The organism is Arthrobacter woluwensis, from assembly GCF_900105345.1.
Taxonomy (GTDB): domain Bacteria; phylum Actinomycetota; class Actinomycetes; order Actinomycetales; family Micrococcaceae; genus Arthrobacter_E; species Arthrobacter_E woluwensis.
In genome coordinates, this window is record NZ_FNSN01000003.1 from 903449 (window position 1) to 915586 (window position 12138).

The following is a 12138-nucleotide window of genomic DNA, read 5'->3' on the forward strand; positions in this document are numbered from 1 at the left end:
CTGTTGAGGCTCTGGGCCGGGGCCCGCGTTGTCCTTGCAGTAGTTAACCACCAATCGGCCCCATTGCACGGCTGACGTGTAGCCTGTCCTTGATGTCTCAGTCCCATGAAGCAGCACCGGCGCCGTCTTCCCCCGCCCCCTCCCCGGCCGTGCCGCGGAGTGCGGTGAATCATGACATGCCGCTGACGACCGTGGTCTGGGACCCGGCCATGACGGCCTATGACTTCGGCCCCACCCACCCCATGGCGCCGGCCCGGCTCGAGCTGACTGCGCAGCTGGCCCAGGATCTCGGCGTGCTGTACCGGCCTCAGGTGACGGTGCTGGCCCCGGAGGTCGCCACGGACGCGGAGCTCGAGCGGGTCCACGACCCCGCGTATGTGGCGGCGGTCCACCAGGTTTCGGAGGATCCCGGCAACCCCCTGCCACTGCTGGGCCTGGGCACTGAGGACGACCCCGCCTTCGCCGGCATGCACGAGGCGGCTGCGCGGCTCGCCGGTGCGTCCTTGCTTGCCGCGGACCGCATACTTTCCGGGGAAGCCGTCCGGGCGGTGAATTTCGGTGGGGGCATGCATCACGCGGCCAGTGATCGCGCGAGTGGTTTCTCCATCTACAACGACGCCGCCCTCGCGATCACGCGCCTCCTCGACGGGGGAGTGCGGCGCGTGGCGTACATCGATGTCGACGCCCATCACGGCGACGGCACCCAGAGCATCTTCTGGAACGATCCGCGGGTCCTGACCATCTCCCTTCACGAGTCCGGGCAGACCCTCTTCCCCGGCACCGGCTTCCCGGTGGAGACCGGCGGGCCGGACGCCATGGGCAGCGCGGTGAACATCGCTCTTCCGGCGGGGACGGACGACGCCGGCTGGTTGCGCGCGTTCCACTCGGTGGTTCCGGCGGTGGTGCGGGAGTTCGCGCCGGAGGTCATCGTGAGCCAGCACGGGGCGGACTCGCACCGGGACGATCCCCTCAGCAATCTCCGCGTCACGGTGGACGGACAGCGGGAGGCCATGAATTCCGTCGCATCTCTCGCGCAGCGCCACTGCGGCGACCGCTGGATCGCCACGGGCGGCGGCGGGTACGAGGTGTGTTCCGTGGTGCCCCGCTCCTGGACCCATCTGGTGGCCATCGCCAGCGGACGCTCCCTGCCCGTGAACACCCCGGTCCCGGAGCGCTGGATCGAGCGCGTGGAGCGTGACTACGGGGTGGAGGCGCCGCGGTTCATGGGTGACGGCGAGGACATCTGGTGGCGGTCCTGGGAGACCGGGTACGACCCGTCGAACGCGGTGGACCGCGCGATCATGGCCACCCGCAAGGAAGTCTTCCCGCTCTTCGGGCTTGACCCCTGGTTCGACTGAGGGCCGTGCCGGGCACGCCACGGGCCGAGGGGCCGCGTGCCCGATGAACCCCTGCCAGGACTCATGACGGCATAAGGATGCCTTCGGCGATATATGTCGCTAGGGTAAGAGGCATGGTGGTTGACGACATCTTCGCGGTCATTGCCGAACCGACACGGCGGGAGATCCTGTCCGCGCTCCGTTCCGGCGACAAAGCCGTCGGCGAGCTCGTGGAGGATCTCCAGGCGAGCCAGCCCACGGTTTCCAAGCATCTCCGGGTCCTGCGGGAAGCCGGGCTCGTGACCATGCGCGCCCAGGGCCAGAAGCGCTATTACTCCCTCGAACGGGAACCCCTGCGCGCGGTGCAGGAATGGCTCGGCGGCCTGGCGCCGGTGGCGTCACAGGCTCGGCCGGCCCGGCAGCAGACCGCCGGCGCCCCCGGAAGCCGCGTGGCGCCGTCGTCGGCTCCGGCCGTTCAGCCTGCCGCCGCCGCATTCGTCCAGCCGGAGGCAGACCACGCCGAAGTCGGCGGCCTGGAAGCGGGAACCGTGGCCAACACCGGGCAGCACCTCGGCCGGGCTGCGAGCCGCGCGGCGACGCGTGCGGCCGAGGTGTTCGCGAACCTTCCCAAGCTGGGCCGCAAGAAATAGCCCCACCCCCTGATCGACTGCTCCACAGGATGCGGTTTCCGGCTGAAATCCGGGGAAAACGGCATCCTGTGGAGCAGTCGATCAAAGTAGACGAGGCGCGGATCAGACCAGGGCGGCCTGGAGTCCGAGGAACACCGTGTCGCCGACGGCCAGCCCGAGCGAGCGGGCCTCTCCCCGGGTCACCACCACGTTCACCGGGGGGCCGTCGGGAGCGGCGAGCGGCTGCACTTCGAGGCGGACCTCGAACCCGACCCGGGTGCTCCGGACGATCCGCCCGGCCGTGGCGCCGGGTGTCTCCGAGGTGAAGATCTCCAGGTCATGCGGCCGGACCAGTCGGCCGTGGAATTCGGTCACGGGGCCCAGGAAGCCGAGGACGAAGTCGTTGGCGGGCTCGTCATAGAGCTCGTCCGGCGTGCCGACCTGTTCCACTCGGCCATGGTTGATGACCACGATGTTGTCGGCCACTTCGAGGGCCTCCTCCTGGTCATGGGTGACGAAGAGGGTCGTCACGTGGACCTCGTCGTGCAGGCGCCGCAGCCAGTCCCGGAGCTCCTTGCGGACCTTGGCGTCGAGCGCGCCGAACGGCTCGTCCAGCAGCAGCACGCTGGGCTCGATCGCCAGCGCGCGGGCCAGCGCCATGCGCTGCCGCTGACCGCCCGAGAGCTGCGCCGGGAGCCGGTTCGCGAACTGGGTCAGGTGCACCAGTTCCAGGAGCGAGTCCACCTTCTCCTTGATGCGCGCCTTGGGCAGCTTGCGGATCTCGAGGCCGAACGCGATGTTCTTCGCGACGGTCATGTGCTTGAACGCGGCGTAGTGCTGGAACACGAAGCCCACATTGCGCTTCTGCGCCGGCAGATGCGTGGCCTCCTGGCCGCTGATGGTGATGCTGCCCGAGTCGGCATTCTCCAGGCCGGCGATGATGCGCAGCAGGGTGGACTTGCCGCCGCCGGACGGGCCGAGCAGTGCGGTCAGCTGCCCGGTGGGGATGTCCAGGTTGATGTCCTGCAGGGCCACGAAGTCCCCGAAGTTCTTGTTGACCTGTGAAACCGTGATGCTCATGAGCGGTGCTCCTTGGAGGGGCGGAGGATGGTCACGACCACCAGCGCGGTGATGGCGATCAGGACCAGGAGGAACGCGGCGGCGTAAGCGGTCGCCTCGTCGAAGTTGCCGTAGCGGTTGGCCACGAGGAGGGTGGCGGTCTCGCCGTTGAAGGACGCTCCCTGGCTCACGATCTTCACGGCGCCGAACTCGCCGAGCGCACGGGCCAGCGACAGCACGACGCCGTACACGAGCGCCCACTTGATGGCCGGCAGGGTGATGCGCAGGAACGTCTGCACCGCCCCGGCGCCCAGGCTGCGGGCCGCGAGCTCCTGCTCGGTGCCGATCTCCTGGAGGACCGGGACGATCTCGCGGATCACGAGGGGCAGCGAGACGAAGGTGGTGGCCAGGACGATGCCCGGAGTGGAGAAGATGATCTGCCAGTTCAGCGACTCCAGGACCGGACCGAACCAGCCCTGATTGCTGCTGTACGCGAGGACCAGGGCCAAGCCGACCACGACGGGGGAGACGGACATGGGCAGGTCCACCAGGGCGGAGAGGAGCCGTCGTCCGGGGAATGAGTAGCGGACCAGAAGGAGGGAGATGCCGAGCCCGAACACCGCGTTGAGGCCCACGGCCCAGAGGGCGGCGGTCAGCGTCAGGTTGAAGGCATACCCGAACGCCGGGTCGGCCAGGCGGGTGAGGAAGGCGTCGAAACCGCCGACGTCGTTCACCGGCGCGAAGGTCCGCAGCACCACGAGCGACACGGGCCACACGACCAGGAAGAACAGGTAGCCGATCACGAGCACGCGCAGCACGATGCGGACGGCGCTTCCGCCGCTGCGGCGCGGACCGCGGTTCCGGGACGCCCGACGGCGGGCGGGGCCGCTGGGCGCGGAGGTCCGCGAGGCGTCGGACGCGAGCCCGGCCTGGTCGGCGGCCGCATCAGCGGCCGCGCCCACGGAGACGCCGGTGGACAGGGAGGTCTCAGCCACGACGCGCCACCTTCCGTTGCAGGATGTCGAGCGCGACCAGGACGGCCAGGGAGACCACCAGCAGGACCAGCGCCACGGAGGCGGCCGCGGCCCGGTTGTCGCTCTCGATGAACTTGAGGATCTTCAGGGACGCCACCTCGGTGACGAACGGGGTGTTGCCGGAAATCAGGACCAAGGCCCCGAACTCGCTGATGGCCCGGGCGAAGGCCAGGGAGGCGCCGGCCGTGATCGCGGGGATCAACGCGGGCAGCAGCACGCGCCGGAAGGTGGTGAAGCGGCCGGCGCCGAGGGACGCGGCCGCCTCTTCGACGTCCTGGTCGAGCTCCAGGAGCACCGGCTGCACGGTCCGGACCACGAAGGGGAGGGTGACGAACAGCAGCGCCAGGAAGATGCCCTGCTGCGTGTTGACCACGTTGATGCCGAGCGGACTCTCCGGCCCGTACAGGCTCAGCAGCACCAGACCGGCCACGATGGTCGGCAGCGCGAACGGGATGTCGATGATGACCTCGAGGATCGCCTTGCCGGGGAAGCGGTCGCGGACCAGGACCCAGGCGATCGTCGTTCCCACCACGACGTTCACGAGCGCCGCGCCCAGGGCCTGCAGCACGGTCAGCCGCAGTGCCGCGAAGGTCTGGGGGTCCGTGATGGTGCCGATGAACTGCTGCCAGCCCCCCGCCGTCGAGCTCAGGACGATCGCGGCGAGCGGGATCAGCACCAGGATGCTGAACCAGAGCAGCGCGAGTCCGAGGCCCGCGGTGGCGGGGCGGGTCAGCGTGTCGGGCTTCATTTCTTGACGGCCGCCGCACGCAGCTGGTCGATGAGGGCGCCGTCCGCGAAGAACTTCTTGTCCACGGTGGTCCAGCCGCCGAAGTCCTTCTCCACGGTGAGCAGGTGCTCAGGGGTGGGGAACGGGTTGGCGGGGTCGTTGGCGCCCTTGACCTCGGTCTTCACGCCGTCGATCACGGGGCGGAAACCGGTCTTGGCGAACTCGGTCTGGCCGTCCTTGCTGAGCACGAAGTTCAGCCAGTCCTTGGCCTTGGGGTCGGCCTTCTTCAGGATGGCGCCCGGGTTCTCGATCAGCACCGTGTCGTTCGGCACGATGTAGTCGTAGTCCTTGCCCTTCTGCCGGGCGAGGATCGCCTCGTTCTCGTAGGAGATGAGGACGTTGCCGACCTTCTTGTCGAAGGCCTCCGTGGCCTCGCGGCCGCTGCCGGCCCACTGGGTCACGTTCGCGAAGATCTTCTTCAGGAAGTCGGAGGCCTGGGCCTCGGTCTTGCCGGAGGCGACCGCGTGGCCGTAGGCGCCCAGGATGTTCCAGCGGGCGGAGCCGGAGGACTTGGGGTCCGGGGTGATGATCTTGACGTCGGGACGGGTCAGGTCCTCCCAGCCCTTGATGCCCTGGGGGTTGCCCTTCGGCACCACGAGGACGACCACGGAGTCCGAGACGATGCCCTTCGTGGCGTTCTTGTTCCAGTCCTCGTCGACGAGACCGGCTTTGACCAGGCGGGTGACGTCGCTCTGCAGGGAGAAGTGGACGTAATCGGCCTTGGCGCCGGCGGCGACCTTGCGGCTCTGGTCGCCGGAAGCGCCGTAGGAGCCGCTGAAAGTGACGCCCTTGCCGGCGTCGGTCTGCTGGAACTTGGCGGCGATGGCCTTGTTGGCCGTCTCGGGGACGGCGAAGCCGACGATCGAAAGCTGGGTGCCGTTCGCTCCGGAGGCCCCACCGCTGCAGGCGGTCATGCCGAGGACTGCTGCGAGAGCGGTGGCGGTGACGGCCAGACGGGATTTCCAGGTCTTCATGAGGTCTTCCTTCAGTGATATCCAGCAGGGGATTTCCAGCGGGGCCGGCCCTGACATGCGACAGGGACCGGGAGGAACAGCGGGGTGTTCGCCGGGCGCCGATGCGCCGCGGTTGCTGGCAAATGTACCGACGCACGACGACGGCGTCGCGTGCGCCTGTCATATAGGTCTCCGTGTGTAGTTGCGTGACCTGGAGGGCGGCCGGGCTCGCCATAATCCGGCCGCGGGCTTGCGCGGGCCGGGCGGAGGTCTTACAGTTTGGGACCATGACGAAGCGTTGGTATGCGTATTTTGCTGTGGCTCTGGAGGGCCAACGGCGTCGCTAGTCGCGCATACACATCGACCTTCAGAGCACACAGGGCAGGGATGCAATCCCTGCCCTTCGCCATTCCGGCGGGCTCTGCGGGTCAGGGTCCGTCCAGAACCGAGGACCCAGATCATGAAACCAGCAGCCATCGTGAACCCGGCAGCCCCGTCCACCACGGATCTCCCGCTCGTCGCGGAAACCGCTTCTCCCGCCGCGACCGTTCCGGTGACCCGCTACGCGCCGCTGCCCACTCCCCGCGAGCTCCGCGCCTCCCGGCCGCTCACGGCGGCCCAGGCGAGCGTCGTCGCCCGCGGCCGTGACGAGGTCCGCGCCATCCTCAACGGCCTGGACGACAGGCTCCTCGTGGTGGTGGGTCCGTGTTCCGTGCATGACACCGCGGCGGGCCTGGAGTACGCCCGGCGTCTCGCGGCGGAAGCCGAACGGCACCGGGAGGATCTGCTCGTGGTGATGCGCAGCTACTTCGAGAAGCCGCGCACCACGGTCGGCTGGAAGGGCTTGATCAACGACCCCGGGCTGGACGGCGGCCACGACATCGCCACCGGACTGGACCGGGCCCGCGGATTCCTGCTGGACGTGACGGACCTCGGGCTGCCCGTGGCCACGGAGTTCCTGGAACCCTTCAGCGCACCGTACCTGGAGGACCTCGTGAGCTGGGGCGCGGTGGGGGCGCGGACCACGGAGAGCCAGGTGCACCGGCAGATGGCGGCCGCGCTGGACCTGCCCGTGGGCTTCAAGAACGCGACCGACGGCACCGTGGGGCACGCGATCGACGCGTGCCAGGCCGCCGCGGGGCAGCAGTCCTTCCTCGGCGCCGATCTGGACGGGCGGACCAGCGTGGTCCACGCGGCCGGGAACCGTGACGGACATGTCATCCTCCGGGGCGGCGCCTCCGGGCCGAATCATGACGCCGCATCCATCGCGGAGGTGTCCCGGGCGCTCCGGGCGAGAGGCGGCAACCCCCGGGTGGTCGTGGACGCGAGCCACGGCAACAGCGGCAAGGATCATGTGCGCCAGGCCGGCGTCGCCGTCGAGCTCGCCGGGCAGCTGGAGGGCGCCGGCCAGCTGGAGAGCGCCTCGACGGCCGACACGATCGCCGGGGTCATGCTGGAGAGCTTCCTGGTGCCCGGCGCCCAGAAGTTCGACCCTCAGACGGATGCCGCGACCCGCGAGGCCCTCGTGTACGGGCAGAGCATCACGGACGCCTGCATGGGCTGGGAAGTGACCTCTGACGTGCTGAAACGTCTCGCCGCCGCGAGCCGGAACCGGCGGGCGGGACAGTAGTCATCCGACGCATCCGTGGCGTCTTTCACTTTAGGCTCAATTGCCACTAGAGTTACTAGCACTCAGGATGGGACAACCTCAGTACCGACACGCCGCACTACCTCGCGGCGTGAACCAAGGCTGAATTGCAGGAGGGGGAGGCCGGACGTGGCCCACTTTGCGAACACCGACTTCCTCACGGTGGCTGAAGTTGCAGACCAGATGCGTGTGTCCAAGATGACCGTATATCGCCTGATTCACTCGGGTGAGCTTCCGGCTGTGCGCTTCGGGCGTTCCTACCGTGTACCGGAAGTGGCTGTCGAGGAGTACGTCCGCGCAGCGGTCACGGGGAATCGTTCCGAAACCGCGTGAACCTGGGTTCCTCCGGACCGGTCCTCACGGACCCGGTCAAGGGCAGGGCGCCGGAAGCGGTACCCTGTTAAGGAACGTTTTACGTCATCGTAAGAAAGTGCGGCTTGCCAAGCCCCGGATTCTCGGGTGCGGGGTGGCCGCGTATTACCGTAAGGAACTTCTGTGGGTTCAGTTATCAAGAAGCGTCGCAAGCGCATGGCCAAGAAGAAGCACCGCAAGCTGCTTCGCAAGACTCGCCACCAGCGCCGCAATAAGAAGTAGAGATACTTCGCACGCGTACAGGCCCGGAACCGTCAGGTTCCGGGCCTGGTGCTTTTAACGCGCGACGACGGCGGGTTGCCTGCGTGCCGTGAGGCAATCCCCCGCGGCTTAGACACGATCCTCCGCTCGTTCCTCGCTGCGGCTCGCGATGCGCCGCTTTGGGGATTGCCTCGCGGCACTTCCGATGTCGCCTCGGTCGTCGCGCCCGTGAGCGTAGGGCCGGGGTGCTGATGTTCCGGGCTGACGTGTGCTCCGTGGGGGAGAGGCCCGAGGGCCCTGGTGTTCTCGAGGTTGCACTTTCTGGGGGCTCGGAGGCGTGGAACCCCGAGAAACTGCAATCTCGACCAAGTGTGCCCCACAGAATCCGAGCACCTCGGGCACCTTCCACTCCAAAACCACGTCGTGGGCGGAGGACGGTGGGGGTGAGGGGTGCGGGTTCCCGGAAGCGGCGCATCGCGAGCCGCAGCGAGGAACGAGCGAAGGCTCGTGTCTAAGCCGCGTGGGAACCCACACCCCTCATGCGAGAGGAAGAACTACCTCCGCCCGCGGGCGTGGTTGAGCCCCCTCCAGAGCCCGTACACCGCCCCGCCCACGGTGGCCGCTTTCAGGCCCAGGGTGGCGGCGCGGCGGCCGGAGCGGAAGTCGTAGACCGGCCAGTTCTGGGCTTTGGCGTGCCGGCGCAGCCCGGCGTCGGGGTTGATCGCGACCGGGTGCCCCACCATGCTCAGCAGGGGGATGTCGTTGTGGGAGTCGCTGTAGGCCCAGCATTCGGCCAGGTCCAGCCCTTCGGCGTCGGCGAGGGCGCGGGCCGCGTCGGCCTTGGCCTCCCCGTGCAGGATTTCGCCGACCAGCCGTCCGGTGTACACGCCGTCGACCACTTCGACCCGGGTGCCCAGGGCGCCGGTCAGGCCGAGCCGGGATGCGATGGGTTCGGCCAGCTCGATCGGCGTCGCCGTGATGAGCCAGACCCGTCGGCCGACGCGCAGATGCTGCTCGGCCAGGGCGCGCGTGCCGGGCCAGATCCGGCTGGAGATGCTCTCCTCGAAGACCTCGTCGCCCAGGGTCGCGACGTCCTCGGCGCGGATTCCCGCGGCGATCTTCATGCCGCGGTCGCGGATCTCGTGGACGTCGGAGAGCTTCTCGCCGCGGACCACGAATTTGAGCTGCTGCCAGCCGAACGAGGCGGCGTCGCGGAGGGTGAAGACCTTCCGCTCGTACATCTTGCGGGCGGCGTGGAAGATGCTGGCCCCGCGGATCAGGGTGTTGTCCACGTCGAAGAAGGCGGCTTCATGGCGGTGCAGTTCGGCCACGGGAACGCTGGAGGAGGATTCGGTTCGCGTGGAGGCCATGAAGACGAGTCTATCCAACGGCGCTGATGTGCCGTGGGCGCCCCGATACCGCTACCGTGGGAGGATGCGGGTCCCTGAACTTCTCCTCATCACCAAGAAGGACTGTCATCTGTGCGCCGCTGCGCGTGCGACCGTGTCCGAGGTGGCCGGCCGCCTGGGCGTCCCCTGGCAGGAATCCCTGATCGACGACGACGCCGGGCTGCGGGAGCGGTTCGCCGACGAGGTGCCCGTGGTGATGATCGACGGCGTCCAGCGTGACTTCTGGACGATCGACCCCGCACGCCTGGAACGGAAGCTGCGCGACGCGCAGCAGGGCTGACCGGGTCCGCCCGTGAAGAAAACAGACCGATGAAGAAAAAAGAACTGAGTCCGCTGCCGACCGGGGGTAAGCCCCCGGTCGTCGTGCCGTCGAGCGCGCAGGGAGCCCTCGACGGGTATCCGGCCGCCGAGCAGGCCGTGAAGCAGATCCCGCCGGCCGCCGTTGCGCGTCTGACGCTCTACCTGCGCGCCCTCAACTCGCTCACGGGCGACGGCGTGGAGCGGGTCTCCTCGGAGGCGCTGGCCGAAGCGTCCGGAGTGAGCTCGGCGACTCTCCGTAAGGACCTCAGCTACATCGGCTCGCACGGCACCCGCGGCGTCGGCTATGAGGTCGACTACCTGAACCGGCAGATCGCCGCGGCTCTGGGCCTCACCCTGGACTGGAAAGTGGCGATCGTGGGGGCGGGCAACCTGGGCCGTGCGCTCGCCCGGTACGGCGGCTTCCAGTCACGCGGGTTCGAGATCGTGGCGATCTTCGACGCGGACCCGTTGATCGTGGGGCAGGAGATCGGGTTCCTGCGGGTCAGCGATGTGCTGGGTCTGGAGACCGGCCTGGCGCAGACGCGCGCGAACATGGTGGTGCTCGCGCTGCCCGCGCACGTGGCCCAGGAGATGTGCGACCGGGTGGTCTCCGCCGGGGTGAAGAGCATCCTGAGTTTCGCGCCCATCACCCTCCAGGTCCCGGAAGGGGTGAATCTGCGCAAGGTGGACATGGCCACCGAATTGCAGATCCTGGCCTATCACGCCCAGCGCCTGGTCGACTGACGGGACTTCTGAGGGGGTTGAGGCGCCCGCCGCGGTGAAGAGTCGCCACCCTGAGGACGAACTCTCGGTAAACTTTGGTCTAGACCAAAAATTCCGAGGTTCCGAGCCTCTATTGTTCCCACAGAACCTCTCCCGCGACGAAGGAACATCCATGCCCCTGTCTCTCTCCGCCCCCGGCGCCGTCCGCGCGCTCCTGACCTCGGCCGAGGCGGTGCTGTTCGACTTCAACGGCACGCTGTCGCTCGATGAGGATCTGATGGGCCGGCTGTACGCGGAGGCCGCCTTCGAGGTGTGCGGGTTCGAGCTGAGTGCCGAGGAATACCGCGATCGGTTCGTCGGGCTCAGCGACCCGGACATCTGCGCCGCCCTGGCCGGAGGCGATGACGTCCTCTTCGCTCGCGTCCTGGATCACCTGTGCGAGGGCTATCTGCAGGAGATCCGGCGAATGCCCCGGATCCCCGCCGCGCATGTCGCCCTGGTCCGGGATCTGGTGGCCTCTGGAACCAAGGTGGCGGTGGTGACGGGGACGCTGCGGCGTCTGCTGGAACCCGCGCTGGAGGACAGCGGGCTGGCAGCGCTGCTCTCCGCGACGGTCTGCAGCGACGACGTCGAACGGGGCAAGCCGGACCCGGAAGGCTTCCTCCGTGGCGCCGAGCTTCTGGGCGTCCCGGCCGCGACCACGGTCGTGGTCGAAGACTCCCTCGCGGGGGTGGCCGCGGCACGGGCGGCAGGCATGCCCTGCGTGCTGGTGGGCCCGCTGGCCGCCGACGGTCCAGCCGCCGATCATTCGGCCGGAGTGCACCCGCTCGGGGAACTGGCGGCGCTGGCGGTCTGAACGGAACCCCCGCCTGCCTCGCTCAGGAGGAGCCGGTGGTGACGCGCAGCCGCAGGGCATCCGAGCGGTGGGTGTCCTGGGCGAACTCCACCGGCAGGCCGTCGGAACGGTAGGCGGTTCTGATGATGCGGAGGACCGGGTGCCGCGCGCCGACCGAGAGGAGGTCCCGCTCCTCTGCCGTGGCCACGGAGGGGATGAGGTCCTCGGTCTTCCGCACCGGCTCCCATCCGAAGGTCTTCAGCCGCGCGTAGACGGAACCGGTGAGCGACTCGACGGCGAATCCGGGCAGCCGCTCCGCCGGGAACCAGGAATCCTCGATCAGGAGTGGTTCGCCGTCGAGGAAACGGAGCCGCCGGAGCCGGTGAGCGGGATCGCCGGGCGTGATCCGGAGGGCCTCGGACACCTCAGCCGGCGCCGGAGACGTCTCCGCGAGCAGGATCCGGGACTCGACCACGGCTCCGTCGCGGGACAACTGCTGGAAGAGGCCATGGAGGGAACCCAGTTCCAGCACCGGGGCGGTTCCGGCGACGAAGGTTCCTCCGGCGCGCCCGGGACGGCGCCGCAGGATCCCCTGGAACTGCAAGGTCTCCACGGCCTGGCGGAGCGTCATGCGGCTCACGCCCAGCTCTGCGGCCAGTTCCCGCTCGGCGGGGAGTTTGGTGCCGGGTGCGTATCGTCCCGAGGAGATGGCGGCCCGGAGGGCGTCTTCAATGCGCTGCGAGGAGGAGCTGCCGGTCACGGGCTCAGCCTACCGCCCGGCCGGGGCGAGAGCGGGGGAGCGGTCGCGGAGGCAGGGCGCCGCCGTCGTCGGCTCTGAGAGACGCGACGAC

14 protein-coding genes are annotated in these 12138 nt (G+C 68.8%); 8 read left to right on the forward strand and 6 right to left on the reverse strand.

What is annotated here, in order from left to right; all coding sequences use genetic code 11:
* The first annotated feature begins 176 nt into the window (after positions 1–176).
* Both BLV63_RS04775 and BLV63_RS04780 read left to right on the forward strand, forming a co-directional pair.
* Positions 177–1358 (forward strand): acetoin utilization protein AcuC, encoded by a 1182-nt coding sequence (locus BLV63_RS04775; protein WP_066215879.1) that lies wholly within the window; start codon positions 177–179, stop codon positions 1356–1358.
* A gap of 113 nt (positions 1359–1471) precedes the next feature.
* A complete protein-coding gene (locus tag BLV63_RS04780) occupies positions 1472–1987 on the forward strand; it encodes an ArsR/SmtB family transcription factor (RefSeq protein WP_066215878.1) in 516 nt (171 codons plus the stop codon).
* Between the two features lie 102 nt (positions 1988–2089).
* Here BLV63_RS04780 and BLV63_RS04785 read toward each other — a convergent pair whose 3' ends face one another.
* From BLV63_RS04785 to BLV63_RS04800, 4 genes are read right to left on the reverse strand one after another with little or no spacing between them, the layout of a single operon-like run.
* Positions 2090–3046, reverse strand: coding sequence for a sulfate/molybdate ABC transporter ATP-binding protein (locus BLV63_RS04785; RefSeq protein ID WP_066215877.1), 957 nt, complete (start codon positions 3044–3046; stop codon positions 2090–2092).
* Positions 3043–4020 carry a sulfate ABC transporter permease gene (locus tag BLV63_RS04790; protein WP_302846645.1) on the reverse strand — a complete coding sequence of 326 codons (978 nt, stop codon included), beginning with the start codon at positions 4018–4020 and terminating at the stop codon, positions 3043–3045. The genes BLV63_RS04785 and BLV63_RS04790 overlap by 4 nt, the downstream gene beginning before the upstream one ends.
* Positions 4013–4807 (reverse strand): sulfate ABC transporter permease subunit CysT, encoded by a 795-nt coding sequence (gene cysT / locus BLV63_RS04795; protein ID WP_066215875.1) that lies wholly within the window; start codon positions 4805–4807, stop codon positions 4013–4015. Before cysT ends, BLV63_RS04790 begins: the two co-directional genes overlap by 8 nt.
* On the reverse strand, positions 4804–5820 hold the full coding sequence (locus BLV63_RS04800; RefSeq protein ID WP_066215874.1) for a sulfate ABC transporter substrate-binding protein: 1017 nt from the start codon (positions 5818–5820) through the stop codon (positions 4804–4806). Before BLV63_RS04800 ends, cysT begins: the two co-directional genes overlap by 4 nt.
* Positions 5821–6259: 439 nt before the next feature.
* Here BLV63_RS04800 and BLV63_RS04805 point away from each other — a divergent pair, with 439 nt between their 5' ends.
* The 3 genes from BLV63_RS04805 (at position 6260) to BLV63_RS04815 (ending at position 8041) form a co-directional block, all read left to right on the forward strand.
* Positions 6260–7429 (forward strand): 3-deoxy-7-phosphoheptulonate synthase, encoded by a 1170-nt coding sequence (locus BLV63_RS04805; RefSeq protein ID WP_082724251.1) that lies wholly within the window; start codon positions 6260–6262, stop codon positions 7427–7429.
* A gap of 147 nt (positions 7430–7576) precedes the next feature.
* Positions 7577–7780 (forward strand): helix-turn-helix domain-containing protein, encoded by a 204-nt coding sequence (locus BLV63_RS04810; protein WP_066215872.1) that lies wholly within the window; start codon positions 7577–7579, stop codon positions 7778–7780.
* A gap of 162 nt (positions 7781–7942) precedes the next feature.
* Positions 7943–8041 carry a 30S ribosomal protein bS22 gene (locus BLV63_RS04815; protein ID WP_003792170.1) on the forward strand — a complete coding sequence of 33 codons (99 nt, stop codon included), beginning with the start codon at positions 7943–7945 and terminating at the stop codon, positions 8039–8041.
* A gap of 533 nt (positions 8042–8574) precedes the next feature.
* Here BLV63_RS04815 and BLV63_RS04820 read toward each other — a convergent pair.
* A complete protein-coding gene (locus BLV63_RS04820) occupies positions 8575–9390 on the reverse strand; it encodes an HAD family hydrolase (RefSeq protein WP_066215870.1) in 816 nt (271 codons plus the stop codon).
* Positions 9391–9454: 64 nt separating this feature from the next.
* Here BLV63_RS04820 and BLV63_RS04825 point away from each other — a divergent pair, with 64 nt between their 5' ends.
* The 3 genes from BLV63_RS04825 (at position 9455) to BLV63_RS04835 (ending at position 11308) form a co-directional block, all read left to right on the forward strand.
* Complete coding sequence (locus BLV63_RS04825; RefSeq protein ID WP_066215869.1) at positions 9455–9709, forward strand: glutaredoxin family protein; 255 nt, start codon at positions 9455–9457, stop codon at positions 9707–9709.
* A 29-nt stretch (positions 9710–9738) separates the two neighbouring features.
* Positions 9739–10473, forward strand: a complete 735-nt coding sequence (locus BLV63_RS04830; protein WP_082724250.1) for a redox-sensing transcriptional repressor Rex — start codon at positions 9739–9741, stop codon at positions 10471–10473.
* Between the two features lie 151 nt (positions 10474–10624).
* The gene (locus BLV63_RS04835; RefSeq protein WP_066215868.1) at positions 10625–11308 is read left to right on the forward strand and encodes an HAD family hydrolase; all 684 of its coding nucleotides are present in this window, start codon (positions 10625–10627) and stop codon (positions 11306–11308) included.
* A gap of 22 nt (positions 11309–11330) precedes the next feature.
* On the opposite strand, the gene BLV63_RS04840 is transcribed toward BLV63_RS04835, so the two are convergent.
* The gene (locus BLV63_RS04840; protein ID WP_066215867.1) at positions 11331–12047 is read right to left on the reverse strand and encodes a GntR family transcriptional regulator; all 717 of its coding nucleotides are present in this window, start codon (positions 12045–12047) and stop codon (positions 11331–11333) included.
* Positions 12048–12138: the final 91 nt, after the last annotated feature.

Coding starts and splice junctions, on each gene's coding strand:
- cysT (WP_066215875.1), bottom strand. CDS start 4,807: ATGAAGCCCGACACGCTGACCCGCCCCGCCACCGCGGGCCTCGGACTC.
- BLV63_RS04805 (WP_082724251.1), top strand. CDS start 6,260: ATGAAACCAGCAGCCATCGTGAACCCGGCAGCCCCGTCCACCACGGAT.
- BLV63_RS04775 (WP_066215879.1), top strand. CDS start 177: ATGCCGCTGACGACCGTGGTCTGGGACCCGGCCATGACGGCCTATGAC.
- BLV63_RS04830 (WP_082724250.1), top strand. CDS start 9,739: ATGAAGAAAAAAGAACTGAGTCCGCTGCCGACCGGGGGTAAGCCCCCG.
- BLV63_RS04820 (WP_066215870.1), bottom strand. CDS start 9,390: ATGGCCTCCACGCGAACCGAATCCTCCTCCAGCGTTCCCGTGGCCGAA.
- BLV63_RS04800 (WP_066215874.1), bottom strand. CDS start 5,820: ATGAAGACCTGGAAATCCCGTCTGGCCGTCACCGCCACCGCTCTCGCA.
- BLV63_RS04785 (WP_066215877.1), bottom strand. CDS start 3,046: ATGAGCATCACGGTTTCACAGGTCAACAAGAACTTCGGGGACTTCGTG.
- BLV63_RS04825 (WP_066215869.1), top strand. CDS start 9,455: ATGCGGGTCCCTGAACTTCTCCTCATCACCAAGAAGGACTGTCATCTG.
- BLV63_RS04780 (WP_066215878.1), top strand. CDS start 1,472: ATGGTGGTTGACGACATCTTCGCGGTCATTGCCGAACCGACACGGCGG.
- BLV63_RS04835 (WP_066215868.1), top strand. CDS start 10,625: ATGCCCCTGTCTCTCTCCGCCCCCGGCGCCGTCCGCGCGCTCCTGACC.